The organism is Vibrio sp. 1288 (assembly GCF_033344475.1).
Genome location: NZ_JAWPOX010000002.1, coordinates 206,737 through 232,470, shown reverse-complemented (window position 1 = coordinate 232,470; position 25,734 = coordinate 206,737). Strand labels below are relative to the sequence as shown.

The following is a 25,734-nucleotide window of genomic DNA, read 5'->3' as shown; positions in this document are numbered from 1 at the left end:
CGGCTCCTAACCTAAATGGTTGTCTGCCCATGATTGAAACACAGCTTCGGTATCGTCCACTGATACAGTTTGAGCAAAAAACAGGTAAACAGTTGGCTAATGAAGTAATTCTCCGACCGTCTTCACGGCTTGTTCTAATTCATCATTTACAGGTAACGATGTATTAAGCCTCAGGTAGTTCTCATAATTTGGAGCGATAGAAAACAACTGACCAAATGCTACAGTGATGTTCGCTTCCAATAACTTTTGATAAATCGCTTTTCCGCACTTTGTTTTCGGCAGTTCTATCCAAAGAAAATAGCCGCCTTCCGGTTGCGTGTAACGAATCGATTGGGGAAAGTACTTATCAACCAGTTCAATAAACGCCAATTGCCGCTGCTCAAGATTCTTTCGCAGTTTTCTAAGATGGCTATCATAACTATCGTTTTGTAAGTAATGCGCGATACCCTGCTGGATTGGTGCACTGCCTGACAACGTCGAGATAAGTTGCAGCTTTTGAAGTTGCTCATTGAAGCGTTTGTTTACCACCCAGCCCAGCCTATAGCCAGGGCAAAGGCTTTTTGAAAATGATCCACAATGCAACACGCGTTCTTGTGTATCAAAAGCTTTAAGTGAGCTTGGCTTTTTTTCAGAAAAATAAAGCTCTGAATACACATCATCTTCGATCAAGTACACATCGTATTTATCAGCCAGTTCGACGATACGTTGCTTCTGCCCGTCACTTAATAAGGTTCCTGTTGGATTGTGAAAGTTAGTCATTAACCAACATGCGCGAACATCATTGTCGGCAAAAGTCGCTTCAATTTGATCCACTGAATGTCCAGTTAACGGATCCACCGTTATTTCTATCGCCTTTAGACCTAAACGTTCAATCGCTTGAAGTGCGCCATAAAACGTCGGTGATTCAACTACAACAGTATCTCCAGGCTGGGTCACGGCCTGAAGGCTCAAATTCAACGCTTCTAATGCGCCAGAAGTAACGACAACATCATCATGGGTAAACACCATACCTTGTTGGATGTACCGTTGAGCAATCAAACGGCGTAGAGACTCACAGCCCGGCGGCAAGTTATCCAATAACGTCTCTGCCCCCATCTTCCTGCCTGAGCTGGCTAGGTTGCGGTTTAGCGCTTCTAATGGGAACAATGCTGGGTCTGGAAACGCGGAGCCAAACTTCACCGCATTCGGTGAGGCCTGATTTTTGAGGTAGTCGTAAAGTTCATCGTTGATGCTAGAGCGATAAACGGAAGTGGCTGGAGAACTCGGTTCGAAGCGGTCCAACTCCGCAGTCACAAAGTATCCAGACTGAGGTTTCGCTGCGACCCAACCTTGTGCTTCGAGCAGCTGATAAGCTTGTAATACCGTACCTGCGCTGACAGAATGGTTTCGGCTTGTTACACGCACTGATGGCAGCTTTTCCCCTGCTCTCCATGTATTTTGCTGAATCTGCGTTTTGAACAGCTCAGCCAGTTGACGGTATCGGTTCATGTTTCCCTCATTTCACTTACAGCCGCACCATAGCATACTTCGCGCCAGCATTCTGATATGGGAGTATTCAATTTAGCAACGTAATTTATCAAGCTTATCAATAGATATTTCAGCCACGAAGTGAGAGTTTATATCCCATACTTTGACTGTTACACACATATTGCCTCACATCTTTGCAATATCTAAAAGCCAAGGTTTTACGTTGGACTGAGTTCGTTAAACTCACTTCGAGCTACGGTCTTTAAATCAGGAGGAAGCGATGAAAGTTTTTACAATGGACGATCTCTCGTATCGCGGAAAACATAAAGGTGTACATAGTTGGGACCATCCTGGCAGTACCACCCCTTATTATTGGCATCCTGATTGGCTGCATATCGCTGAAGATGCTTTGGGTGAACACAAAAAGGCTGACCTTGAAGTCCCTGATGGAGAAACAGCGACAGAAGAGCATGCAAAAGCGGCGATTCTCAAACACTTGAATGACGAGTAGTTTAGGCTCTATCACCGTTCAAGAATAGCATTAGGTAGGCGAATCCATCGTCGTATGCTTTAAACACAAATAAAGCTAAAACCTGCCAAATAGTAAATTCTCCTGAATGAGAAGTACGCATCTTCTATAGCGTTCAAAGGGCAAAATAAGTCGATTGTTATCACATTAATTTTCATTACATCTGTTACATTTAAATAGTAATGGTGATGCACACCTCAACTCATGGATTATGAGAGAAAACAATAATGGCGAAATACAACGAAGAAGATATTAAATACAAAGGTGAATCCAACGGCGTACATTCTTGGAGCTCTCCTTCCGGCCAACCTTATTACTGGCACCCAGATTGGCTACACGTTGCGGAAGATGCGACGGGTACGCATCCGAAGCAAAAACTTGAAGTTGAAAAGACAGAAGTACCAACCGAAAAGCACGCATTAAAAGCGATCTTAAAGCATATGAACGACTGGGCGACTGAAAAACTTTCTTCTAACCCTGACATCGAAACCAATGCGGTTGAGTCGGAAATCAATCTGAAGAAATAACCCCAACCGATATCCATACTTCTAACAGTAAACGCTCCACCTTTGGTGGGGCGTTTTTGTCTCAACAAATCCTCACTAGACAATTATAAACGCGTTAACGCAAAGCACTGAATTGAAACGATTGGGATGTGTGCAAAACTTCTCCAACCATGGCATAAATGCCCTTCAAACTCTGTGCCTACCAAACGTTTTCATGGCAAAAACTTTAGTTATGTTAGAATTCTGTTTCAAATCGCAACTTTTTTAGGTTTTCTTTTCAGTAACGGTTGTAACCAATATTGCTGAAAGGTATAAATGTTAGCACACCCCTTCGATTAACATGGATGAAGATTATGTTTGAAAAAGTAGTTGCCGCTCCGGCTGACCCTATTCTTGGCCTTACTGAAGAGTTTAAAAAAGATGCTCGCGCAGACAAAATTAACCTTGGCGTAGGTATTTACAAAAACGAGCAAGGCGAAACTCCCGTTCTTGCGACAGTAAAGAAAGCTGAAGCAGCACTTGTTGAAACTGAAAAAACCAAATCTTACCTAACCATCGAAGGCACAGCAGAGTACGGCATTGCAGTGCAAAAACTGCTTTTCGGCTCTGATGCAGAAATTGTAAACGAAAAACGCGCTAAAACAGCTCAAGCTCCGGGTGGTACTGGTGCACTACGTGTTGCCGGCGAGTTTATTAAACGTCAACTAGGCGATGTAAAGATCTGGATCAGCAACCCTACATGGGCAAACCACAACGGCGTATTTACTGCTGCTGGTATCGAAACGGCACAATACAGCTACTACAATGCTGAAACAAAAGACAAAGACTTCGATGCGATGCTAAATGATCTGCAATCTGCATCTGAAGGCGACATCGTGCTTCTACACGGCTGCTGTCACAACCCTACAGGGATCGATCCTACAGCTGAAGAATGGGAAACATTGGCGAAACTTGTCGCAGAGAAGAAATTGCTTCCTCTGTTCGACTTCGCCTACCAAGGCTTTGCTAAAGGTGTGGAAGAAGATGCTGCAGGTCTTCGTACTTTTGCTAAGTACAACAAAGAAATCCTAGTCGCGAGCTCTTTCTCGAAAAACTTTGGCCTATACAATGAACGCGTAGGTGCCTTCACGTTAGTAGCTGAGTCAGAAGAAGTCGCAACAACCGCATTTTCTCAAGTTAAAGCCATTATTCGCTCTATCTACTCTAACCCACCTGCACACGGCAGCGCTGTCGTGACTCACATTCTTGGCAACGCCGAAATGCGTGCGGAATGGGAAGCTGAAGTAGCAGAAATGCGTGACCGTATTCAAGAAATGCGTGAACTATTTGTAGCGACACTAAAAGCAGAGGGTGTGGACGCAGACTTTAGTTTCATCGAACGTCAAAATGGTATGTTCTCTTTCTCTGGTCTTTCTAAAGAGCAAGTTAACCGCCTTAAAGAAGAGTTCGGTATTTACATTGTCGGTTCTGGCCGAATCAGTGTTGCTGGTATGACGAAGTCAAATATGGGCCCTCTGTGTAAAGGCATTGCAGCGGTTTTATAATCGACTGTCGCATACTTTATTAAAAGGAAAGGTCAGCATAAGCTGACCTTTTTTGTTTTAACTTAACGCCAAAAACGAACCCGTCCGATCTAGTAGACAAACTTCAAACTCAGCCCTACTTCATTGACGTAATCTGAACTTTCACCGCTGTAATCAGTATCTCTAAACTGATAAAAAAGACCAGTGCCGATGACTTTATGCCATTGGTAATTAAAACCGATCTTAAAATTGTTCTCATCAACGATATCACTACGGTTCAACTCCACTTCAGCTGTCGCAATAAGCTTTTCACTGAGCAAGTAATTCACCCCAACAGTTACAGCTTGAATCAATTCGCTATCGGAAGACAACGTATTATCCGTTTTGTCGTCCGTCGCTTTCGCTTTGATTGCGCCTATTCCATATATCCCGTAGATATCGAATTGCTCTGTAACTCCGTAACGGTAACCACCACCAAACAAAAGGCGGTCAATGCGAAGAGTAAAATCATCCGGATGGAAAAACTGCGCTGAGTAATCAACATTAAACAACCAGTTCTCAATAAACAAATAGTTACCACCGAGTCCAACTGTGGTCGCATTAGAGTTATCTAACCATTCTTCGTTTGTCGTTCCGGCACCAACATCCAAATGAATGTGTTCGTACCCAAATTTTTCTGCTTGGTCCATAACCGCTGCGCTTGATATCGCCGGCAAAGCAGCTAAAGAAACAAGCAATAAATTTCTCACCATTCGACTTCCTTTCATGAGAATTATCTAAACACTGTATTCCATCGCCTGAGCTACTTGGCTCAAGAAGAATAGCTTAATCTAAAGACGTGATAACGATCTGAAACAGCCAAAGATCTAATCAGTCATCACGAAGAAAACATATCGACGACGTCTTTTTCAATTGAGGTGACCATATAGTAGTAAAAATGAAGCTCCCTTATCGTGCGATATGTCAGAATCTTATGACTGAGCACGAAAATCGCGGTTCAGATAAGACTCTGTTTTAAAACTAAGTTAAGATTACTTTATTATTTGCGAACTAAAAGGCGCCTTCGATGGATGCAGAACTTCTCGAGATTTACAACTTTCTCGCCAAGTATCCCCCGTTCAATGAACTCCCTGAAGAAACACTAAACAAGGTGACAGAGAGTGTCGAAATCTCGTACTACCGAGAAGATACCCCCATCATCCATTTTGGAGACTATATCCAAGATTTATACGTGGTGCGAAGCGGTGTTGTTGAAGTTTATCGACGCAAAGGTGAGCTGTATAATCGCCTTGACGAAGGTGACCTATTTGGCCAGATGGGCATGCTCACCAATAACAAAGTCCGCTTTCCGGTAAAAGCCATTGAGGATACCCTGCTCTACTGTATTCCTGGTGACATTTTCCAAGAAATTTACGATAACTTTGATTCCTTTGCGGATTTTGTTGAAGTTGAAAATAGCGCTCGTTTACGCCAAGCCATTTCAGAAAACAAAGACGCCAATGACCTGACGACGTCGAAAGTGAAAACCTTGCTGACTGGCGATGCTCATACGATTGATCGTGGTCAGACAATCCAGCAAGCCGCGCAGCAAATGGCGAATGACAACGTATCGGCTTTACTTATCGTCGACCCAGATTTCGTTCGTGACGAAGACGATCCACAGTCCCCAGTACTTGGTATCATTACTGACCGTGACTTGTGTACCCGTGTGTTAGCTGAAGGTTTGTCCCCACAGGACGATGTGTCTAGTGTGATGACCACGGAGGTCATGTCTCTTGACCACAACGCTTACATCTATGAAGCAATGTTAACGATGCTGCGTTACAACGTACATCACCTACCAGTGGTAAAAAACCAATTACCAATCGGTATTATCGAAACCACCGACATTGTTCGTTATGAATCTCAGAATTCGTTGTTGTTGGTGAGTAGTATTTTCCAACAACAGACTATCGAAGATTTAGCCGTTGTTGCCGAAGAAGTAAAAAGCAGCTTCGTGCGTTTGGTCAATGAAGATGCCAACTCTCACATGGTGGGTAGCGCGATGTCGGTCATTGGCCGAAGCTTCAAACAGCGTCTGCTAGAAATGGCAGAAGAAGAGCTTGGCCCACCGCCAATTCCTTATTGTTTCCTTGCACTTGGCTCAATGGGGCGAGATGAGCAACTGTTGGTAACTGACCAAGATAACGCCATCATTCTAGATGAGACTTATCAAGAAGAGAAACATGGTAAATACTTCGAAGCCCTAGCAAAATACGTCAGCGATGGGTTAGATGCCTGTGGCTACAAATATTGCACAGGCGATATTATGGCAACCAACCCACTATGGCGCATGACTCGTTCAGAGTGGGAAGAGTGTTTTGCTGACTGGATTGATAACCCGAACCCGAAAGCACTACTCAACGCCTCCATCTTTTTCGACTTGGATGGCGTCTATGGCCGCTTAAAATGGGCAGAACAGTTAACTAGCTTTATTGTTCGTCGCGCTCGAAAGAACAACCGCTTCTTAGCGTGTTTGGCTCGTAACGCACTAAACAGAACACCACCTCTGGGCTTCTTTAAAGACTTCGTGATGGAAAAAGATGGCAGACACAACAACTCCATCAACCTCAAACGTCGCGGTACTGCTCCTCTGGTCGACTTAATTCGCGTTCACTCTCTGGCGGTTGGTTCACGTGCACAGAACTCGTTTGAGCGTCTTGACGACATTATTGATGCTGGCATTTTGCCAAAAGGTCGAGCACAAGACTTAAAAGACGCGTTAGAATTTATTTCCATGGTACGTATTCGTCACCAAGCGACGGATGTGGAACTAGGCATTGAGCCTGATAACAATATCGAACCGGAAAACCTCTCTGAATTTGAACGTCGCAACCTAAAGGATGCATTCCAGATCCTAAGCAATGGCCAAAATTTCCTTAAGTTCCGCTACCAAGCGAACAAGAGCTTTAAGTGAGGTTTAGCATGATTAAAAAGCTCTTTCAGAAGCCAACCATTCAGTGGCCAACGAAGTTTGAACAAAAGCTGGAGATGGCGAAGGATGAGAATTTAATTGCGTTTTATAGCAACAAGCCGCCTGCTCCAGAAACACCGTTATCTGAGGTGGAGTTCGTGGCGTTAGATTTCGAAACGACGGGTTTGAATCCTGAAAAACATGACATCATTACTATTGGTTTGGTGCCGTTTAACCTGAAGCGAATTTTCCTACGTAACTCGCGTCATTGGAAGGTACGTCCACAGCGTGCACTCGATGAAGATTCAGTCATTATACACGGTATTACTCACAGCGAATTGATCGATGCACCTGACTTAGGCGATATCTTAAGCGAGCTGCTACCATGCTTAAGCGGGAAAATCATTGTTGTTCATTACCGTCGTATCGAGAGAGAGTTTCTGGATAAAGCGCTCAAAAGCCGTTTAGGGGAAGGTATTGAGTTTCCTGTTTTAGATACGCTGCACCTTGAAGAAACGATTCAACAGAAACGTTCAGGCTCTCTCTGGGAGCGTTTAAAAGGGAAAAAACCAGAATCGGTTCGGCTAGCGCAATCTCGACGCCGTTATGGGCTGCCAGACTATACGCCTCACCATGCATTAACCGATGCAATTGCTACCGCAGAGCTACTGCAAGCGCAAATCGCCCATCATTACAGTGAAGAGCAACCCATCAGTGAGTTCTGGCTGTAATATACTTCACGCTTAATAGCGATCAAAAAAGGAGCCAGATGGCTCCTTTTTTTTGCTTAGCTTGAGACAAGATTACAGCTTAAAGCGTTGAATCTCTTGTTCAAGTTCGTGTGATAGCTCAGACAGGTGAGCAGCTTGTTCTGCTGCTTGATGAGCTTCGACTGACAACTCGTTAGACACGTCACGAATACCTTCAGTGTTACGAGTGATCTCAGTGGTTACCGATGCTTGCTCTTCTGCTGCTGAAGCAATCTGCGTTGCCATATCACTGATACGCTCAACAGCAGTGTGGATTTGCGTCAAGCTCGCTGCAGCCGCATTGGCATCATCAACACTGGTATCAGCTAGACGACGACTGTCACCCATAATACCGACCGCTTTGGCTGTTGTGCCTTGTAGCATCTCGATAGTTTCTTGAATCTCTTGCGTTGAAGCATGAGTACGTTGGCTCAATACGCGGACTTCATCTGCAACCACAGCAAAACCACGGCCTTGCTCACCTGCACGTGCCGCTTCGATCGCCGCGTTAAGTGCAAGTAGGTTCGTTTGCTCTGCAATGCCTTGAATCGTTGATAGAATCGTATTGATGCTATTTCCGTGTGCTTCTAGCTCTTGAATCACATCAGTAGCAACTTGAACTTCTTGCGCTAAGTTCTGAATAGAGCCTTGCGTTTGAGTTACTTGGCTTGAACCGTGTGAACAAGCTTGAACCGCTTCTTCTGAGTTACTTGCCGTACTATCAGCATTACCTGCAATTTCTTGTGTCGCTGCTGCCATTTCGTTCACAGCCGTCGCCACCATGTTGATTTCATCTTGCTGGTAAGAGATACGCTGACTACGCTCCTCTGCTTGCTGTGCTGTCGTGCGTGCTTGCTCTGAAAGCGCAGAAGATACGTGGCTAAGCTTAGTAACCATTGTGTGCATGTTGCCAACAAAACGGTTGAAGTTTTCCGCCAGTTTACCTACTTCATCATCACTGCGTGGTTCTAGGCGTTGCGTTAAGTCACCTTCGCCAGATGCAATTTCTTCCAGTGCATTTGATACGCGGTTCAAGTCACGGAACAAGAAACCAACTAGCCAAGAAACTGCAAGAATAACCACAATCGTGATCGCCACAGCAGTAAACAATAGATCTCGTAGCAATACCGCATGACCTGCTTCTTCTGTTGCGCGATCCATTTCAATCGCAAACATCCAATGCGTACCAGGAACTTTATTGAAGTAGTAAAGCTTCTCTTTTCCTTTGATTACCGTATATTCGATACGACCTTCATCGGCGGCGCGCTCAATTGCCTCTTCTGAAAAATCTTTTAGAACACTGGTGATAGGCTTAAGCGTCAAGCTTTTATCTGGATGCGCTAAAAAGGTGCCTTCATTCATGTCGATTAGCATCGCATGCGCGTTTTCACCTGCATCTAAGTTAATCACATCGCTGATAAGCTGATCGATCAGTACGTCCGCACCAACAACACCAACAAACTGACCATTTTTCATTACTGGCTCAGCAATGGTCACAAGTAGTGCATTCGTGATTGCGTCTTGATATGCGGCTGTGATGATTTGCTTACCTGCGGCATCAGCATCCTTGTACCAAGGACGTGTGCGAGGGTCGTAATCAGCACGGTTACGCTCCGGATGAGAGCGGTACATATCACCGTTTGGTGTACCAAGGAAGATGTCATCGAAGCCACCAGCCTTGCGAGCTTGTTGTAGGAAAGGAACAACGTCTTGCTCGGTCGAGTAATCGTTGAACGCAGTGGCAATATCTTTACGGATATTGACCCAATCAGAAATTCCCTCTGACGCAGTAGTACTAAGACTTTGCGCACGTGAATAGACACCTGAACGAGTCTGATCAAATAATTGACCAGCCGACAACCAAGTAAGTGCTGTTGCCATCACAACAACAGCAGAAAGGCTTGCGCCTATAAGCTTTTGTTTTAATGATAATTTCATATTTATAGTTTTTTGAGTTGGGAGAACAGTTAAGGTGCATGAATATTACACACTTTTTTACGACTATTCACTAATTTTTAAAAAACAAAATAGCACATTAACTCTTTGTAAAATATGAACTTTCATGTGTCATTTTTTTGTCTCTAGCGTCATAAAAACCGCACAAAAAAAGCCAGCAAATTGCTGGCCTTTTGATTAATTGTTAGTCAGACGGTTTTATAAAATGCCGAATTACTGACGCTCTGTTCTCATACCCATCAATAAGCTCACACACATTGCAAGCAGAATGAAGGTAAATGGCAGTGCTGTAGAAATGGCACCAGCCTGAAGAGCTTGAACCGCCTCGGAGCCACCAATCCATAGCAGAGCAACCGCAATTGCACCTTCCATGAATGCCCAGAAGACACGTTGAAGTACAGGTGCATCAACTTTACCACCTGCAGTGATACTGTCGATAACAAGTGAACCAGAGTCAGAAGACGTAATGAAGAACACAAGTACCAACACAACAGCGATGATAGAAAGCATGCTACCAAATGGAAGAACATCAAACATTTGGAACATAGCAAGTGATACGTCAGTCAAGCCATTTGTGCCCAGCTCACCTACTTTATCAACAACTTGCTCGATCGCCAGGCCACCAAATACAGACATCCAAACAACGGTAACCGCAGTTGGAACCAGTAGAACTGCTGTGATGAACTCGCGAACGGTACGGCCGCGAGAAACACGCGCGATGAACATGCCTACGAATGGCGACCATGAAATCCACCAAGCCCAGTAGAATACTGTCCAGCCTTGGAACCAAGCTTCGTCCGTACGACCAAACGGGTTACTTAGTGGGATGATATTCTCTACATATGCCATAAGTGTGGTTGGAATCGAACCTAGGCTCGCCGCCCAACCGATAAGACCAACAAGGAGAAGTAGCAAGAACGCCACAACCATGTTGATGTTACTAATGACTTTAACACCACCATCGATACCGCGTACGACTGAAACAACAGCAAGTAAAGTCACCACGGTAATAACGACGATTTGCAGACCTAGGCCTGGCTCAACACCAAATACGTGATGAATACCACTTGCTGCTTGCTGCGCACCTAGACCTAGGGATGTAGCAAGACCAAATAAAGTCGCAAGCACAGCCAGAATGTCCACAATGTGGCCAGCCCAACCCCATGCACGATCACCCAGAAGTGGGTAGAAGATCGAACGCATAGATAGTGGTAAACCTTTGTTGTAGGCAAAGAATGCTAAAGAAAGTGCTACAACACCGTAAATTGCCCATGGGTGAAGGCCCCAGTGGAACATCGTTGCACCCAGTGCCAATCTCGCGGCTTCTGGTGTATTTGCCTCAACACCAAGTGGCGTTTCATACCAACCGGTGAAGTAAGCGACAGGTTCTGCAACACTCCAGAACATTAAACCGATACCCATACCAGCTGCAAATAGCATTGCAAGCCATGACATAAACGAGTAATCGGCAACAGCGTCTTTACCACCTAGTCGGATCTTACCCATTGGTGAGACGATAAGCGCCAAACAGAAAATAACGAAAATGTTACCTGCAATAATGAACAACCAATCGAATGAACCAATAATTTTCCACTTCAGCCCATCAAGTGCCGTCTTTGCGGTATGTGCATCTAGAACTAATGCAGCGACAAGAAACAGCGCAATTAAACCTGCACTAATACCAAAAACTGGGTTATGAACATCAAAACCCCATTTTTGAACGTTGTCCTGACCTACCGTATAGTCGGTACTATCGATACTGTACTTATCTATACCCTTTGTCATCGTTCCTCTCTATTTTTGTAGTGTTTTTACGTACCAAACAAAAAAATCTTTCGAACACGATACGTTTTGCATTCCGTGAAGGCGCAAGATCCTATCATTTGACACGTTTTTGTCTATCTTTTTGCTATTAAAAAATCCAATAACTTACTTTTCACTGTGTGATTACGGCCTTTGATAGAACAAATCACTACTACAATAGTTAGACCACAAACATTTATTGCTATAATAATTTTAGCTCTTCTTATTTTGTCGAAAAGGCGCGACAAAATGGTATTGAGGACACGGCGTAAAATTGTAGAGGTAATTTTTGATTTCCCCCCTTTAAATAAGGGCGCATTTAAGTTAGTGTCGCCTCGATAAATGTTCCCTACAGACTGGATGAATAAATTGGAAAAGTACGAAGAAGTATTGGTCTCGATTCGTCAGATCATCCGCGCTATTGATTTACATTCTAAAAAGCTGAGCAAAGAGTCTGGATTGACTGCTCCACAGTTGATTTTGATGCGCGCTATCAATGACTTAGATAACGTGACGATTAAACAGTTGTCTAGCCACACTAACATGAGCCAAGCGACCGCAACGACCATTCTAGATAGACTAGAACGAGGCCAGTTTGTTGAGCGTCAGCGCAGTGTTCAAGACAAGCGTAAAGTGCATGCTGTACTTACGAGCAAGGGCCAAGAAGCCTTAAAACAAGCACCAACGCCGCTGCAAGAGCACTTCATTAATCGATTCCAAAAATTGGAAGAATGGGAGCAATCCCTTCTACTATCTTCCGTTCAACGCATCTCGACGATGATGAATGCAGAGGACATCGATGTTGCTCCAATGCTAGAGCTTGGTAGCATTACCAAAGCCGATTAGTTTCGCTCCCACGTGCTCGCTTTTTGCGGGCACTACTCTCCTACTCAGTCAACCCAGTTTCAAACGCATATTTTGCTAACTCTGCCGTCGAATGTAAGTCCAACTTGTGCTTAATGTTATGGCGATGCGTCTCTACCGTTCGATAACTAATATTGAGTAAAGTGGCGATTTTCTTGCTGCTGTTTCCTTGAGCAACTAATTTAAGTACCGCTTCTTCCCTGCGGCTGAGAGGATTCGTTTTTTGCGTGGCAGGCACCACTTCTTGGGTAAAGAGTGTTTGTGTGACGGATTCACAGAAATACGTCGAGCCTTGGTTAACCGTTTTTATTGCTTGCACCATTTTCTCGGCCGAGATTTCCTTGAGCATATATCCTACGGCACCAGCTTGCATGACCTTCATGATGTACTCGCGATTATCGTGCATGGTCAACATAAGTATTTTGCTCTCTGGGCGAGCTTCTTTAATCACACCAGTCGCTTCAATACCGTTCATTATTGGCATGCTGATATCCATCAATATGACGTCCGGTTGCAAGTGCTTTGCGACCTCTATCGCTTCCAAGCCATTGCTTGCTGTACCCACCACTTCGATGTCAGGCTCTAACTCCAAACGAGCCATGAAGCCATCCAATACCACTTGATGATCATCGACAATCACTACACTAATCGGTTTATACCCGTGATCATTGAAGATGCTTGATTTCTGATGAAATCAGGATCATGCTACGCACCATGAAAATTACTCTGACTCCACAACAGAAACTGCAACTCGAACAAATGCACGACATTGAACGTGATAGTCGAGTTTGCGACCGCATCAAAGCAGTTTTACTTGCCTCTGAAGGTTGGAGTCAGATGATGATTTCTCAAGCTCTTCGTATTCACGAATCGACCGTCGCTCGTCATCTCAGTGATTATGTTCTCTCTGAAAAACTCAAGCCTGAAAATGGCGGTAGTCAAAGCCGACTTTCTGCTGGGCAAACCGTGCAGCTTATCGAACATCTGGCTGAAAACACGTACTTTCATACCCATCAAATTGTCGCTTATGTACAAGCAGAGTTTGGTATCCGTTATACCGTTGCTGGAATGAACAAGTGGTTACATCATCACGGTTTCTCATATAAGAAGCCGAAAGGTGTACCGCACAAGTTTAATCCAGAGATGCAGCAAGCCTTTATCGAATACTATAACGAGACGCTAAAAAGCAGCGAAGACCCTGTGCTGTTCATGGATGCCGTTCATCCTACGCAGTCAACAAAACTCAGTTATGGCTGGATACGAAAAGGCCAAGACAAAGTGATTGAGACAACAGGCAGTCGAACTCGTCTTAATATTATCGGTGCGTTACCGCTTCAAAATATTGGCGCAACGGTGACAGAAACGTATGAGACGATAAACAGCGAGAGCATCGTTCGCTTCTTCTGGAAGCTCAAAAAGGAGCATTACCCGTTGGAGCAAAAAGTTCACCTAGTGCTTGATGGCGCCGCCTATCATCAGTCAGAGCTGGTGAGAAATGCGGCAAAAGTGCTCAATATTGAGCTTCATTACTTACCACCTTACAGTCCAAATTTAAATCCAATCGAGCGGCTTTGGAAAGTGATGAATGAGCATGTGAGGAACAATATTTACTTCTCCTCCAAGCCAGAATTTACTTCAGCCATCAAAGAGTTTTTCGATGTAACGCTACCAGAAGTTGCAGGCTCATTGTCATCCAGAATTACGGATGACTTTCAGATATTGAAACCTGCATCTTCAAGTTGAATGGGTATATCCATAAACTATTTCATCCAAATTAAGCAGCACAGTAATCTCTGTTCCCAAGCCAAGCTCACTCATTAGCTCAAATTCACCACCGATGAACTCTACACGCTCTTGCATGTTCCTTAACCCAATCCCTTGTTGGTGCACTGCTTGGTTAACCACAAATCCAACGCCATCATCACGTATGAGTAATTGCAGCATATTGCCCATTTTTTGCAAAGTAACCGTTACTTTTTTCGCTCGCGCATGTTTTTCAATGTTATTCAAAGACTCCTGAGCGACGCGATATAGCGTCGTTGCGACTTCCGAAGTCAGTTTGTGCTGCTGAGTATCGCAATTGCTCTCGATATCAATCCCGGAATGGGAATGAAAATCCTGTAGCAAGGTCGTCAGTGCTGCTTCTAAACCGATATCATCGAGGGCGCTTGGACGGAGCTGATGAGAAATATGCCGCACCTCATTTATCGCGGTGACGAGCGATCGTTGTGATTTATCTAAGTGGGATTTGAGTTTTTCGTCTTCAAGTCTATGACTCATTAAGTCTAAATGACATTTACTGGAGACTAACAACTGATTGATTCCATCGTGCAGTTCTCGCGCTAAATGCTTTTTCTCATCTTCTTGGAACATCACGGTTTTATGTGCCAATTCTTTCAGGTTCTTATCAGCGAGGCGATGCTCGTGCAGATTGATCGCCAAAGTGAGAACAATGATTACAGCAACGGTCACCGCTAAGATCACGACGACTGAGAAAAATGTCGTTTCGATATTTTTGTTCACTGCCGCGCGCATATTGGCGACTTCTCGGCTGACATCCTCAATATACAGCCCAGTCCCTATCATCCATTCCCACTTATCGAGCCATGCAGCGTAACTAAGCTTAGGGACGACTTCACCTGTAGATGGCTTTTGCCATAGGTACTGATGAAATCCACCACCTGATTGCGCTTGATACAATAATGCTTCGATTAAGCGATCGCCATTTTCGTCTTCAAGATAGAGTAAGTTTTCCCCGACAAGCTCCGGAAGAACTGGGTGTACAAGGTTGGTACCATATTTATCATAAGCAAAAAAATAGCCGTCCGACCCATAACTCAAACGATTTAAAATCGCTTTCACACGCGTTTTGGCAACACTCTCTTCTAAAGTCGGATCGTTGTAGATGTAAGAAATGGAGTCAAAAGCGACGTCGACCGTATCTTTCAGCGCCGCTTCTTTTGATTGGATCAGGTTTTGATGAAAGATCTCTACCTCCCTTTTGCCAAGGGTCTTGGTTTGATAGATAGAGATCCAGCTGATACTCGCTGACACCAATACCACGGGTATCAGTGTCAGCAGAATTAACTTTGCTTTGAGAGGCATCCCTTCCCTCCATGAAACGCTGCCTTTACAGCTTACTATCTTAGCAGTACAAACGAATCGATTGTGTCTGCATAGACATAATTAACAGCTTAACAACTTGTCTCAAAAGGTAAAAACTCTCAGTTCACAAAATCTCTTTATTATCGAGTGATTAACTCATACCGTAAAAACCTGGGAAAAACAGCAAAGACGCCAACACAACAATCTGAATCGCGATGAATGGCATCACACCTTTGTAGATATCACGCGTAGTAACCCCTGCTGGAGCGACACCTTTTAGATAAAACAAACTAAAGCCAAATGGCGGTGTGAGGAACGACGTCTGCAAGTTCATCGCAATAAGAATCGCAAACCACGTCATATTAATGCCCATCAATTCAGCGACTGGCGCAATAATTGGCACGATGATAAAACAGATTTCAACGAAGTCGATAAAGAAACCTAAAATCAGAATCACCACCATGGTAATAATAAGGAATCCCCACTTTTCACCCGGCAGTTCTAACATCCACTCTTCAACTAAATAATCACCACCGGTGTAGGTAAATGCCATTGAGAAGGCGGTCGCACCAAGTAAGATCGCAAAGACCATTGCGGTTACCTTAACTGTCTCTTTTGATGCATCATAAATCATCGACCAACTAAACTGTTTATACAATAGCGATAAAATTATCGCACCTGCACCACCCAGTGCCGCTGACTCTGTTGGTGTTGCAATCCCTGCAAAGATGGAGCCCAATACCACGATGATCAATGCTAAAGGTGGCAATACAGCTTTCAGTGCGGTGAGCACTTCTTGTTTACGACTGATCGACTCATCACGCTCTATCGCCTGTGCGGCTTGAGGGTTCAACTTCGCGTAGATGAGAATATAGATCACATAGGCGCCAACAAGTGTAATACCGGGCCAGATCGCAGCTTGAAATAGGTCCCCTACCGGTACGCCAAGTACATCACCCAACAAGATCAACACGATAGAAGGTGGGATAATTTGGCCCAACGTGCCAGACGCACAAATAGTCCCACACGCTAAACCTTTGTCGTAATTGTACTTGAGCATCACAGGAAGAGATATTAAGCCCATCGCAACAACTGATGCGCCTACCACACCCGTTGAAGCTGCAAGCAATGCGCCAACTAACACGGTAGAAATAGCGATACCACCGCGAACGCCACCGAACAAACGCCCCATTGATTCTAGTAGCTGTTCAGCAAGCTTCGTTTTCTGTAGCACTAGCCCCATAAAAACGAACAGCGGTACGGCCATTAGCACCGTATTTTCCATAATGGACTGAATTCGATATGGCATAAAAGCAAACATCTCGATGCCTTCAGCCCAAACACCAAAAATCAGCGCGATACCACCAAAAGTAAAGGCAACGGGAAATCCCAATAGAAGCGCAAAGAGCGCAACAAAAAACATCACTATACCGATCATAATGACTTCCTTTTACGACTTACCGTTATTACCGGCATAGATGAGATGAGGGTTGACAATTTTGTTGATTGAATGAAGTAACAATCCAATACCACTCACCGCCATAAAGAAAAATGACAGCGGAATCATCGCTTTGATAATCCAACGATATGGTAAGCCACCTGGGTCACCAGACGTCTCGCCTAACGCGTAACTTTCCTTAGCGAAATCAACACCAAACCAAGCTACCAGTAGGCAAAAAGGGAATAAGAAAAATAGTGTGCCTATGATGTCGATGATGGATTGTGCTTTGTAAGATAAGCGTTCATAAAAAATGTCGACGCGAACATGGCCACCGGACTTAATTGCGTAAGGCACACCAAGCAAGAACACGGCAGAGAATAGATGCCATTCCATTTCTTGGAATGCGATAGACACATCATTAAACACGTAACGCATGACAACGTCGTACACAACGTTTGCTAACAACAAAATAAACAGGATGCTGGATAACCATCCGAGGAAATCGCTAAAGCGGTTAAATAATCGCTCAATATAAATAAGACTTCTCATTCCGAACTCCGTGGAACGTTTAGATGCGCTCCGCTATGGTGCGGAGCATTCATTATGAAGTTTTCTTGGGCTTCGATAGCAGGCTAAACCTCTCGGCATCGCCTGCTTCATAACGTTATTGTTGAGCTTGACTGTTTAAGTACGCTCGGTGCGAAATATCTGACCATGGTCGAACTTGATTCATATAGTTCGCTTGCGACTCTTGAATCTCTTTCGCCAAAGCATCTTTTTCTGCATGTTCTTTCAACAAACGATCGTTTGCTTCTCGCAACGCAGCTACTACTTCAGGTGGGAAATCTTTTACTTCAACATTTGGGTATTCAGACTTAATAGATGCCCAGTTTTTGCCACTTTCGTGTTTCGATTGCGTGTACATATCGTAAGCGGCCGTTTTCATGGCTACTTGCAAAATCGCTTTTAGGTCATCAGGTAGACGATTCCAGGTACGCTTGTTAACGAGGAACTGAAGCTCAGTCGCTGGCTCATGCCAACCTGTGTAGTAGTAAGGCGCGATTTTGTGGAAGCCCATACGTAGATCCAGCGATGGACCAACCCATTCCAAGGCATCAATTGTGCGACGCTCTAGAGAAGTATATAGCTCACCAGGGGCGATATTCGTTGGCTTGGCACCTAACTCAGCCAAAATCTCACCAGCAAACCCTGGGATACGCATTTTCAAACCCTGTAAGTCCTCGACGGACTTGATCTCTTTTTGGAACCACCCGCCCATCTGAGTATCGGTATTACCGCCAGGGAAAGACATCAAGTTATGTGGAGAGTACACTTTTTCCATCAGCTCCATACCACCGCCATAGTAAAACCATGCATACTGCTCAGTTGGCAACATACCGAAGGGCATAGAAGTGAAGTAAAGTGTGTTTGGAACCTTACCCTTCCAGTAATAAGACGCTGAGTGGCCCATGTCATACTGACCCGACTTAACCATATCAAACACCCCAAAAGGCGCTTTATGCTTGTTTGCGGAATCAATGCGGATTTGCAAACGTCCGTTGGACATCTCTTCCGCCATTTTGGCCATGTTTTTTGTGGTATCACCAAAAATTGGGAAATTAGGCCCCCAAGTTTCAGCAAGCTTTAAACGATAGACTTTTTCAGCAGCGTTTACAGAAGTCGCTGCGAGTGCCATCGCGGCAGCGACAGCGGTTGTTTTGAGCACTCGTTTTAAAGATTTTTGGATTAGACTCATCGTTCACGTCCTTTATCACCAAGGTTATTGTTGTCATCCATTTCATTAGGATTGGCTGTATTCGGTATAAAAGATGTAACAATGTTGTCTAATGCGAAATGGGCATGAACACGGAAGCGAGTAATTCATCAATAAGGCATTAGCCTAAGGTATTACGTACAAGTACGTAGGATAATCGTCATGACAAAAGACTGTTAATAGCAAAATCAATAAATTATGTTTTTATCTATGAATAAAAATAAAAAACAATACGTACGTATTTTTCTGCCAAAAAATTTACATAGTATTTAAGAAAATGTGACAAACCACTTATTGGCAGTGTTAAAGTCAGTACTTAATGCATTATTTCCAATACCAAGATAAAAAAATACCTCGGCATCGGCCGAGGTATTCAATCCAGAACGGTAGCGGTAATTAAACTGCTTTGTAGATAACTTTGTTACCTGCTAACTGCTCTTTTTGAACTAGGTTTTCTTCAAGAAGCTTCTTTAGTGCGCCAGTAGCCCATGATGCCGCTTTAGTATCTTCTTGACCTGCAGCTAGACCGATGCCTTTAGGGTTAATACCTTCAGCATTCGCCATAACGATGTCTAATACTTGTTGTTGCTTAGGAGTAAGGGCAACATCAACTGTTTTCACTGCAGCTACTTTTTTATCAGCTACTACTTTCTCCGCAACAGCTTTTTCAGCAACAGAAGGTGCTACTGCTTTTTCCGCAACAGGCTTCACTGCTTTAGGTGCTGCAGCTAAGTTTGCTACTGTCGCTTTAATGCGTTTTTGCAGTTTCATCTGCACTTTACGCTTATGAGCAAGTCTCATTGAATATTTCTCCAGTTCACTGCATCTCAGCAGGGATGAAAATTTGAAGCGCGTTTTATACCAAAATTCACAAGCAATTTGTAGGTTTTAGCGGCGAAACGCGATGAAAAATGCGCTCAAAGCATAGAACGTCTACTATTTAATCAGATATTTTATGAACGGATTTATTGAATACTGGGTATAAAAACAGAGGTTTGTTTTATTTTAAATGCAAATCAATGCACATAAAGCTACCCACTTATTTTTGGACAAGTATTCGATGAGGTTATAAGCATGGAAACGCTGCACCTAACAAATTCACATTTCAAACCCGACTCCCCTATCAACAGAATACTTTTGTTGCTTGTTGCACTCATCACTTTGTTTTTGGTTGCCATTTCTCCGGGATGGAAGCAAGCCATGTTGTCGGTCATTTTGATGTCTGCAATCGTTGGTTTCGCCATCTTGATGATTAAGAAAAGCCAAGTCACTTTTACGCTGACTGCTTCTCACTTTCAGCAACACCTTTTTAAAGGAGGTTGGGTCGTCCGATGGCGAAATATTGAGTCAATCGGTATTTGTAGCTACCAACAGGAAGGGTGGCACCAACCGCTACCTTGGATCGGTATTCGTCTAAAACACTACTCGCCCTACTTAAATTCAATCTGCCCTCGTATAGCGACAGAAATTCTCCTCAGCCAGCGAGCACTGCTTTACTTAGGCGCGAAACAAAATCAGTGTGAAGATAAGTTTGAGGATATAGTGCTTGACCCTAAACCGTATATAAACAGAGATGGGATTGAGTACAAAGGTTTGTTAGCGATGCTCGCCAACCGGATGAAGTATCAGAGAGGCTTTTATGGCTACGATCTATTTATATCAGCAAGTGATCTAGATCGTGAGGCTGAGGATTTTGTGGGACTGACTCGGCGATACTTAGCTGCCGCCGAGCCAGAATAATGCTTAGTACACGCACTTTTAGTAAAGCGGCATCTCGTCAGCAACGAACGGGTTAGTTTTACGCTCATGACCGAAAGTCGATTGAGGGCCGTGACCAGGGACAAACGTGACATCATTGCCTAAAGGCCACAATTTCTCTTTGATAGAACTAATCAACGTATTGAAATCACCTTGTGGGAAGTCAGTTCGACCAATGCTACCGTTAAACAAAACGTCACCCACAAACGCTAAACGCGCTTCTTCACTGTAAAGCACAACGTGACCAGGTGTATGACCAGGTGTGTGGAATACGTTCAGCACTTGATTACCAAAAGTGACAGTGTCACCTTCATTTAGCCATTGGTGCGGTTCAAACGCTTCTGTCAGCGGGAAACCAAACATTTGGCTCTGACCTTCCAAACCTTGCAACCAGAAGTTATCTGCCTTGTGAGGACCAACAATCTCTGTACCGCCAAGCAGTGCAGACAGAGGTTCCGTGCCACCTACGTGGTCCAAGTGACCGTGTGTTAGCACTAGGTTTACCACGTCAACACCCAGCTCTTTGATAAGCATAGCGAGCTGCTTTTCATCGCCGCCTGGGTCAACCACAATACCTTTCATGGTTTCGTCACACCAGACAATAGAACAGTTTTGAGAGAAAGATGTTACTGGAACAACTTGGTATTTCAGAGCCATAGATAACCTATACCGAATAAATTTGCATGAAAACTGCCGCAACTATGACACTAAGGCCTAGCGACTTCAAGCTTTGAACTGTGGGTAATCGACGACGTTCTGAGACTAGAAACCTTGTCTCAACTAGCACTACCAGGAACGAACAGCTCCCGTATCGATATGAACAAAGTTACTACCTGGATAATAACCCACGCCACCGGCTTTTAGGCTTAATGCAGCATCACGAACCGTTGAAAGCTTCACGCCGTCTAAACGAAAATCAATGGCCTTTCCTTCCATGTGCATGCTCTTTTTCGCTACACGAGAAGACCCGTTGCGCAGCGAGGCGTTAGTGGCAGGAGAACGGTAACCTGAAATGACGATCACCTCTGCTTCTGTACCAATTAACTTTTGAATTTGGCTTATTTGATCGAACAAGCGTCGATCCATCGGATGAACCTCATTCCGTCGATGGTCTCGACAAAACTCATTCAGCCTTTGAAGTTCATCATTAATGTATCGTTTTCCATCGAAATAGCATGTTTCGAGGATCTCTCCAGTATTAAGATTGTTCATCGCCAGCGCACGTGGCTCGTCAGGGAGTGAAGCCCAAGAAAATGATGGCAGGGCAGACGCCAACACCACACCACCAGCGGTCATTTTAAGGAAATCTCGGCGGGAAAAGTTACGACTTACCATTTCAAAATACAGTGCTCAACAACTAGACAAGTCGTGGACATTAACCAAACACATTTGTCACGTCAAATGCATAAAACGCTCCATCTTGATTTTCAGATGCAGTAATTATTGCTTAATTATTGAACGAAAAGAGAATTCTTCGTTTTGTAAATTTTCCTTAAAAATTTCAACTGCGGTGATCGTACTTATAGATATCATCACGGTAGTAAAGCGTTCCCTCTTCCAACCATGCTGTTTGATAAATGATGTGTACTTGAATGCGCTCTCCCAAAGGAACTGACGTGTTAGACCGACGAGAACTTTCTCGCTTTTTCGCTAAACGTTCTTCCAACCCCTGAGTTTTGAACAGAAGTTCTGCTAACCGGTCTGCATGTTCTACACGAACACATCCTGAGCTGAATGCGCGTCTGTCCTGTTCAAACAAGTTCTTACTTGGCGTGTCATGCAAATAAATAGCTTGTGGGTTAGGCATATTGAACTTGTACAATCCCAGTGCATTTTGTAAGCCTGACGCCTGTCGCATACGATAAGGAAATGTTCTCGGATTCACCGTTGCCCAATTGATGGTTGTAGGGTCAATAATTTCGTTCGAAGTCCAAGACCGAATGATTTGAATGTTATGGTTAATCAAATACATCGGATTACGTTTTACTTTAGGAATAATGTCTTTAACCATGATAGTCCAAGGCACGTTCCAAGTTGGGTTGAGAATAACTGAATCCAATGCCACCGACATGATGGGTGTTTTTCTTGATGCTCTCCCTACCACAACTTTAGACTCAAACAAGGGTTGACCGTCATGCCAATACGTGACTTCGTATCCAGGCACGTTAACAAAGACAACATTATCCCTTTCTTTCGACCAAATTCTTGAACGCTCAGAATTCAACGCCAGCAGATGCAATCGCTCTTGAGGAGAAAAGTTGATCCATCGAATGGTATTCGGGCCGATAACGCCATCTTCTTTCAAACCATGAATACGCTGGAACTCTTTTATCGCAAGCTCTAATTGTTCGTCATATTCTTCAGTGACTAAATCCAAGTAAGAAACATCTACGCCTACGATCTCCATTCGCTCAATCAATAGGGGTCTGTTTTCTAATATATCGCCAACACGTGCTAGCCCAGTTTGTTGATAGGCAGGATATTGGTACTGAGAATGTTCCGATAGCGAAGAATAGGCGGAGTAGAAAGCATCATCTGTTTGTAATGGAGACCGGAGACTTGCCAAAAACTGACCAAGTTTGCCAACCGTAATCTCATTACTCAGAACCGATAAAGTATCGATGCTAGGAGCGGGTAACGTAACATGGGCTTTGTCTGTAAATAGCCAATTAATCCCTTCTTCGGGGAGTTGCTCAAGATAACTAAGGTACATCAAGAGTGAATCTGTCATCACTAAATCGAAGTCGAGATTATCTCCCAGCCACCTTACTTGGTTTATCCGGTGAAGTTGATTTTCGAATTCATCGGTGACATCCGCAAGTGCAACCAGGTTTACTTGAAAAAGAAACTGCTCAATATCACTTTCATTTTCCCAGTTCAAACGGTAATTGGTGCTTTGATACAGTTGATCAATCACCTCTGGATAATGGATCATTTTTTCTACAGACAGCTTTTGTACCGCTCCCTCTTGCTCGACTTGCGCTGAAGCTTCGAGAGAAACGACGGTGGAAAAGCTGCAAAACGGCACCAGAAGTGCCGTCATGATTAAAACCCTAGCAAACACTGAAATGATCCTTGCGCTACTTGCCATAATAAAAAGTATGGCAAATATCTCACAGCTTGCAGGTTTAAAATTAAGAATCTGATGCCGAAAACGACAACAAAACTCTCTATAAGTAATTACTCAATGATCTTTCTAGATAATTCTCGACCAATGGTTATCCCATTGCACACCGCTTGCGAAGGTATTTTTTGACTCTTCAGGCCTTTGCTCTACCACTTTTCCCGCCCCAGAGCTGACTCGGAACTCATCGCCATAGACCACAACACCAGAGGCATCTGGTAACGCACTTAGCTCGACCAATTTGCCCGTAGATTTAGACCATATACCATAACAACTGCCCGGAGGCGAAGTGGCTAAGATCCATTCATCGGTTGCTGCAATACTCGCAACGTAGTGATTGAAACGCGCCCACTCTTCAGGCTCAGCTTGAAGATCTTGCATTTCACCACCACGCGTGTGCATGGCGATCAAGGCTGGATACTCGTCCGGCTCACCACGATATTGCTGACCACAAAGCACGGTTTCCGCACCATCATGAGCTAAATGGCGAATACTCAACTTATGTTCCGGTAAAGACACTTGATCCAGTAGCTCACCCTTCTGTGAAAGGTAACTCAGGCTGGGTTTCATGCTATCAAGATTGAGAGGTTCACGACCGTTAGTGTTTACGCCACCGACGCCAATCGCTAGTGCGCCATCAGGCATCATGATCACTTCATGAGGACCAAGGCCAAAACCCGTTAACTCATCAATCTTTTGATATTGCTTCTGCACATCATAAACACCAATGATCCCGCGGCTTGTCCCCCTCTCCCCTTCTGTGGCAAATAGCAACGTGCCGTCATGGGAGTAAACACCATGTCCGTAAAAATGACGATTTGGCGTTGCTAGTTGCAGTTTGATCATCTGCTCTGAGCGATAATCAAACACCATGAAGAAAGTACCAGGTCGACGACCAAAAACTACGGCGTGGCCTTGTTGGTTGGTTGCTACACCGTGACCACGCTCAGGAATCGGCAATGAAGATAGCGGCATACCATGCTCATCCGCCACCACCGCTGCGAATTTATCTCGACCAATGATAGAACAGCCGATCAACGCAGGTTCACGTGAGCTTGTTGAAGCACAACCAAATGGCATCATAGGTATAGCCGCCCCGAATAGAGCGGCTTTCAGCAAGGTTCGGCGGGTTTGATCAGTCACCATCGGTTGCATTAAATCCTATAACTACGCCAAGCTCGATCGCCACTTCTTCGTGAATCAGGTACTTCAATTGCTCTAGCTTGTTGTATTGAGCGAGCACCATGCGATAACCTTCTTTTGTTTGTAGTGCAGCAAACAAGCTCTTATCCTCTGGCCAAGTTTCTAACGCCATTTCAAACTGATGAACGACACGGTCTGCGAGATCTGCATGGCCTTGCTCTCTAAGTAGCGCATCTAGACCATTCCCGTTAGCAAAGTACAACGCTTCCATCCCTTGAAGGTTGGCTTTTAAGTTTGAAAGCGAGGTCTCTGAACGCCACGATTCTGAGAAATACGGGCGAGGCTTACCAATCTTCGCTAGCGGTCGGCTCAACTTCTTCATGCTGTATTCAAGCTGATTCGAGAGCAGTGAAATGTACTCAGACTCCCATTCCGTCATCTCTAGCGATTTCCAAGGGTTCTCTGCCCAAGAATCCGCGATGATCTGCGCTTTGTTATCGAGGTTTTCTGCAATCGCTACGCCTGTCACACAAGTATTGCTGTTGCTAGATAAGGTCGACGCTTTATCGTAAAGCAGCCATTCCAGAGCCCCTAAACCTTGCACGGTGACACTTTGGGTGGAGATATCTTCTGCACTCCAAGCTTGATCAGATTTCGTCAATACAGACATTTTACGACCAGTAGTGTTCTTTTTATCTGGCCAAAACTGAACATTCCAGCTTTGCTCCAGCGCCGTAGCAGGGCCACGTTCTTGACCTTGTAATGCCATCCACGCAAGCATAGTTTGATGCCATCGCTGTTTTACTTGTGCATCATCTTTCGACTCTGATGCGCAGTAATCTGCGAAGCGTTGTTCAAGTTCTGTGGTTTGCGCTAAAAACGTCTGAGCTGATTGAAACTCCACCTCGTACACGCTTTGAGAAATATGACTTGTACTCTCAGGCTTGGCAGAGCTCGAACCGATAGTCGATTGGCAACCAACCAAACTTAACGTTGCGGCAATCGCACTCACTAACAGTGTCTTTTTCATGGTTAGGTC

The 25,734-nt window shown here is 44.3% G+C and carries 23 protein-coding genes; 8 read left to right on the top strand and 15 right to left on the bottom strand.

Annotated elements, in window-relative coordinates; translation table 11 throughout:
• Positions 1–96 precede the first annotated feature (96 nt).
• Positions 97–1,488 (bottom strand): PLP-dependent aminotransferase family protein, encoded by a 1,392-nt coding sequence (locus tag R8O11_RS02600; protein WP_258481321.1) that lies wholly within the window; start codon positions 1,486–1,488, stop codon positions 97–99.
• Between the two features lie 259 nt (positions 1,489–1,747).
• Between R8O11_RS02600 and R8O11_RS02595 the strand changes: the two genes are divergently transcribed.
• From R8O11_RS02595 to R8O11_RS02585, 3 genes are all read left to right on the top strand, one after another.
• The gene (locus R8O11_RS02595) at positions 1,748–1,978 is read left to right on the top strand and encodes a hypothetical protein (protein WP_017636104.1); all 231 of its coding nucleotides are present in this window, start codon (positions 1,748–1,750) and stop codon (positions 1,976–1,978) included.
• A 245-nt stretch (positions 1,979–2,223) separates the two neighbouring features.
• The gene (locus R8O11_RS02590; RefSeq protein ID WP_005376885.1) at positions 2,224–2,523 is read left to right on the top strand and encodes a hypothetical protein; all 300 of its coding nucleotides are present in this window, start codon (positions 2,224–2,226) and stop codon (positions 2,521–2,523) included.
• A 332-nt stretch (positions 2,524–2,855) separates the two neighbouring features.
• A complete protein-coding gene (locus R8O11_RS02585; RefSeq protein WP_017636105.1) occupies positions 2,856–4,046 on the top strand; it encodes an amino acid aminotransferase in 1,191 nt (396 codons plus the stop codon).
• 89 nt (positions 4,047–4,135) lie between these two features.
• Here the strand turns inward: R8O11_RS02585 and R8O11_RS02580 are convergent, their stop codons facing one another.
• Positions 4,136–4,777 (bottom strand): outer membrane beta-barrel protein, encoded by a 642-nt coding sequence (locus R8O11_RS02580; protein WP_151514961.1) that lies wholly within the window; start codon positions 4,775–4,777, stop codon positions 4,136–4,138.
• 314 nt (positions 4,778–5,091) lie between these two features.
• Between R8O11_RS02580 and R8O11_RS02575 the strand changes: the two genes are divergently transcribed.
• Together R8O11_RS02575 and R8O11_RS02570 are read left to right on the top strand one after the other, a co-directional pair.
• Complete coding sequence (locus R8O11_RS02575; RefSeq protein ID WP_033905640.1) at positions 5,092–6,981, top strand: DUF294 nucleotidyltransferase-like domain-containing protein; 1,890 nt, start codon at positions 5,092–5,094, stop codon at positions 6,979–6,981.
• A gap of 8 nt (positions 6,982–6,989) precedes the next feature.
• On the top strand, positions 6,990–7,709 hold the full coding sequence (locus R8O11_RS02570; protein WP_005376881.1) for a 3'-5' exonuclease: 720 nt from the start codon (positions 6,990–6,992) through the stop codon (positions 7,707–7,709).
• 72 nt (positions 7,710–7,781) lie between these two features.
• Here the strand turns inward: R8O11_RS02570 and R8O11_RS02565 are convergent, their stop codons facing one another.
• Together R8O11_RS02565 and R8O11_RS02560 are read right to left on the bottom strand one after the other, a co-directional pair.
• Positions 7,782–9,665, bottom strand: a complete 1,884-nt coding sequence (locus R8O11_RS02565; protein WP_318193888.1) for a methyl-accepting chemotaxis protein — start codon at positions 9,663–9,665, stop codon at positions 7,782–7,784.
• Positions 9,666–9,896: 231 nt separating this feature from the next.
• Positions 9,897–11,468 (bottom strand): BCCT family transporter, encoded by a 1,572-nt coding sequence (locus R8O11_RS02560; protein ID WP_005376879.1) that lies wholly within the window; start codon positions 11,466–11,468, stop codon positions 9,897–9,899.
• Positions 11,469–11,855: 387 nt separating this feature from the next.
• Here R8O11_RS02560 and R8O11_RS02555 point away from each other — a divergent pair, with 387 nt between their 5' ends.
• Positions 11,856–12,332 carry a MarR family winged helix-turn-helix transcriptional regulator gene (locus R8O11_RS02555; RefSeq protein ID WP_005376877.1) on the top strand — a complete coding sequence of 159 codons (477 nt, stop codon included), beginning with the start codon at positions 11,856–11,858 and terminating at the stop codon, positions 12,330–12,332.
• A gap of 40 nt (positions 12,333–12,372) precedes the next feature.
• Here the strand turns inward: R8O11_RS02555 and R8O11_RS02550 are convergent, their stop codons facing one another.
• Complete coding sequence (locus R8O11_RS02550) at positions 12,373–13,026, bottom strand: response regulator transcription factor (RefSeq protein ID WP_318193898.1); 654 nt, start codon at positions 13,024–13,026, stop codon at positions 12,373–12,375.
• Between the two features lie 38 nt (positions 13,027–13,064).
• Here R8O11_RS02550 and R8O11_RS02545 point away from each other — a divergent pair, with 38 nt between their 5' ends.
• Positions 13,065–14,093, top strand: a complete 1,029-nt coding sequence (locus R8O11_RS02545; protein ID WP_225468042.1) for an IS630 family transposase — start codon at positions 13,065–13,067, stop codon at positions 14,091–14,093.
• Here the strand turns inward: R8O11_RS02545 and R8O11_RS02540 are convergent.
• The 5 genes from R8O11_RS02540 to R8O11_RS02520 form a co-directional block, all read right to left on the bottom strand.
• The gene (locus tag R8O11_RS02540) at positions 14,085–15,455 is read right to left on the bottom strand and encodes a cache domain-containing protein (RefSeq protein WP_318193887.1); all 1,371 of its coding nucleotides are present in this window, start codon (positions 15,453–15,455) and stop codon (positions 14,085–14,087) included. The genes R8O11_RS02545 and R8O11_RS02540 overlap by 9 nt on opposite strands.
• Positions 15,456–15,606: 151 nt before the next feature.
• Positions 15,607–16,893 carry a TRAP transporter large permease gene (locus R8O11_RS02535; protein ID WP_005376871.1) on the bottom strand — a complete coding sequence of 429 codons (1,287 nt, stop codon included), beginning with the start codon at positions 16,891–16,893 and terminating at the stop codon, positions 15,607–15,609.
• A gap of 12 nt (positions 16,894–16,905) precedes the next feature.
• Positions 16,906–17,445 (bottom strand): TRAP transporter small permease subunit, encoded by a 540-nt coding sequence (locus R8O11_RS02530; protein ID WP_053306570.1) that lies wholly within the window; start codon positions 17,443–17,445, stop codon positions 16,906–16,908.
• Between the two features lie 115 nt (positions 17,446–17,560).
• A complete protein-coding gene (locus R8O11_RS02525) occupies positions 17,561–18,652 on the bottom strand; it encodes a TRAP transporter substrate-binding protein (RefSeq protein ID WP_017636112.1) in 1,092 nt (363 codons plus the stop codon).
• Between the two features lie 414 nt (positions 18,653–19,066).
• Complete coding sequence (locus tag R8O11_RS02520) at positions 19,067–19,471, bottom strand: hypothetical protein (RefSeq protein ID WP_005376863.1); 405 nt, start codon at positions 19,469–19,471, stop codon at positions 19,067–19,069.
• Positions 19,472–19,744: 273 nt separating this feature from the next.
• On the opposite strand from R8O11_RS02520, the gene R8O11_RS02515 reads away from it, so the two are divergent.
• Complete coding sequence (locus R8O11_RS02515) at positions 19,745–20,410, top strand: DUF2982 domain-containing protein (RefSeq protein ID WP_005386825.1); 666 nt, start codon at positions 19,745–19,747, stop codon at positions 20,408–20,410.
• A gap of 18 nt (positions 20,411–20,428) precedes the next feature.
• Here R8O11_RS02515 and R8O11_RS02510 read toward each other — a convergent pair whose 3' ends face one another.
• The 5 genes from R8O11_RS02510 to R8O11_RS02490 all read right to left on the bottom strand — a co-directional run bounded on the left by R8O11_RS02510 (position 20,429) and on the right by R8O11_RS02490 (position 25,725).
• Positions 20,429–21,085: an MBL fold metallo-hydrolase gene (locus R8O11_RS02510; RefSeq protein ID WP_005376855.1), complete on the bottom strand. Its 657-nt coding sequence runs from the start codon at positions 21,083–21,085 to the stop codon at positions 20,429–20,431.
• A gap of 129 nt (positions 21,086–21,214) precedes the next feature.
• The gene (locus R8O11_RS02505; protein WP_031778936.1) at positions 21,215–21,763 is read right to left on the bottom strand and encodes a DUF882 domain-containing protein; all 549 of its coding nucleotides are present in this window, start codon (positions 21,761–21,763) and stop codon (positions 21,215–21,217) included.
• Positions 21,764–21,929: 166 nt separating this feature from the next.
• Positions 21,930–23,471: a L,D-transpeptidase family protein gene (locus R8O11_RS02500; RefSeq protein ID WP_318193886.1), complete on the bottom strand. Its 1,542-nt coding sequence runs from the start codon at positions 23,469–23,471 to the stop codon at positions 21,930–21,932.
• Between the two features lie 153 nt (positions 23,472–23,624).
• Complete coding sequence (locus R8O11_RS02495; protein ID WP_033905646.1) at positions 23,625–24,707, bottom strand: DUF1513 domain-containing protein; 1,083 nt, start codon at positions 24,705–24,707, stop codon at positions 23,625–23,627.
• Complete coding sequence (locus tag R8O11_RS02490) at positions 24,688–25,725, bottom strand: imelysin family protein (protein ID WP_318193885.1); 1,038 nt, start codon at positions 25,723–25,725, stop codon at positions 24,688–24,690. The genes R8O11_RS02495 and R8O11_RS02490 overlap by 20 nt, the downstream gene beginning before the upstream one ends.
• Positions 25,726–25,734: the final 9 nt, after the last annotated feature.

Bases quoted from the DNA above. Each gene is read 5' to 3' on its own strand.
- R8O11_RS02585 (WP_017636105.1), top strand. From the start codon at position 2,856: ATGTTTGAAAAAGTAGTTGCCGCTCCGGCTGACCCTATTCTTGGCCTT.
- R8O11_RS02510 (WP_005376855.1), bottom strand. From the start codon at position 21,085: ATGGCTCTGAAATACCAAGTTGTTCCAGTAACATCTTTCTCTCAAAAC.
- R8O11_RS02565 (WP_318193888.1), bottom strand. From the start codon at position 9,665: ATGAAATTATCATTAAAACAAAAGCTTATAGGCGCAAGCCTTTCTGCT.
- R8O11_RS02495 (WP_033905646.1), bottom strand. From the start codon at position 24,707: ATGCAACCGATGGTGACTGATCAAACCCGCCGAACCTTGCTGAAAGCC.
- R8O11_RS02490 (WP_318193885.1), bottom strand. From the start codon at position 25,725: ATGAAAAAGACACTGTTAGTGAGTGCGATTGCCGCAACGTTAAGTTTG.
- R8O11_RS02535 (WP_005376871.1), bottom strand. From the start codon at position 16,893: ATGATCGGTATAGTGATGTTTTTTGTTGCGCTCTTTGCGCTTCTATTG.
- R8O11_RS02595 (WP_017636104.1), top strand. From the start codon at position 1,748: ATGAAAGTTTTTACAATGGACGATCTCTCGTATCGCGGAAAACATAAA.
- R8O11_RS02540 (WP_318193887.1), bottom strand. From the start codon at position 15,455: ATGCCTCTCAAAGCAAAGTTAATTCTGCTGACACTGATACCCGTGGTA.
- R8O11_RS02570 (WP_005376881.1), top strand. From the start codon at position 6,990: ATGATTAAAAAGCTCTTTCAGAAGCCAACCATTCAGTGGCCAACGAAG.
- R8O11_RS02520 (WP_005376863.1), bottom strand. From the start codon at position 19,471: ATGAGACTTGCTCATAAGCGTAAAGTGCAGATGAAACTGCAAAAACGC.
- R8O11_RS02600 (WP_258481321.1), bottom strand. From the start codon at position 1,488: ATGAACCGATACCGTCAACTGGCTGAGCTGTTCAAAACGCAGATTCAG.
- R8O11_RS02560 (WP_005376879.1), bottom strand. From the start codon at position 11,468: ATGACAAAGGGTATAGATAAGTACAGTATCGATAGTACCGACTATACG.
- R8O11_RS02575 (WP_033905640.1), top strand. From the start codon at position 5,092: ATGGATGCAGAACTTCTCGAGATTTACAACTTTCTCGCCAAGTATCCC.
- R8O11_RS02505 (WP_031778936.1), bottom strand. From the start codon at position 21,763: ATGGTAAGTCGTAACTTTTCCCGCCGAGATTTCCTTAAAATGACCGCT.
- R8O11_RS02500 (WP_318193886.1), bottom strand. From the start codon at position 23,471: ATGACGGCACTTCTGGTGCCGTTTTGCAGCTTTTCCACCGTCGTTTCT.
- R8O11_RS02580 (WP_151514961.1), bottom strand. From the start codon at position 4,777: ATGGTGAGAAATTTATTGCTTGTTTCTTTAGCTGCTTTGCCGGCGATA.
- R8O11_RS02590 (WP_005376885.1), top strand. From the start codon at position 2,224: ATGGCGAAATACAACGAAGAAGATATTAAATACAAAGGTGAATCCAAC.
- R8O11_RS02515 (WP_005386825.1), top strand. From the start codon at position 19,745: ATGGAAACGCTGCACCTAACAAATTCACATTTCAAACCCGACTCCCCT.
- R8O11_RS02525 (WP_017636112.1), bottom strand. From the start codon at position 18,652: ATGAGTCTAATCCAAAAATCTTTAAAACGAGTGCTCAAAACAACCGCT.
- R8O11_RS02530 (WP_053306570.1), bottom strand. From the start codon at position 17,445: ATGAGAAGTCTTATTTATATTGAGCGATTATTTAACCGCTTTAGCGAT.
- R8O11_RS02545 (WP_225468042.1), top strand. From the start codon at position 13,065: ATGAAAATTACTCTGACTCCACAACAGAAACTGCAACTCGAACAAATG.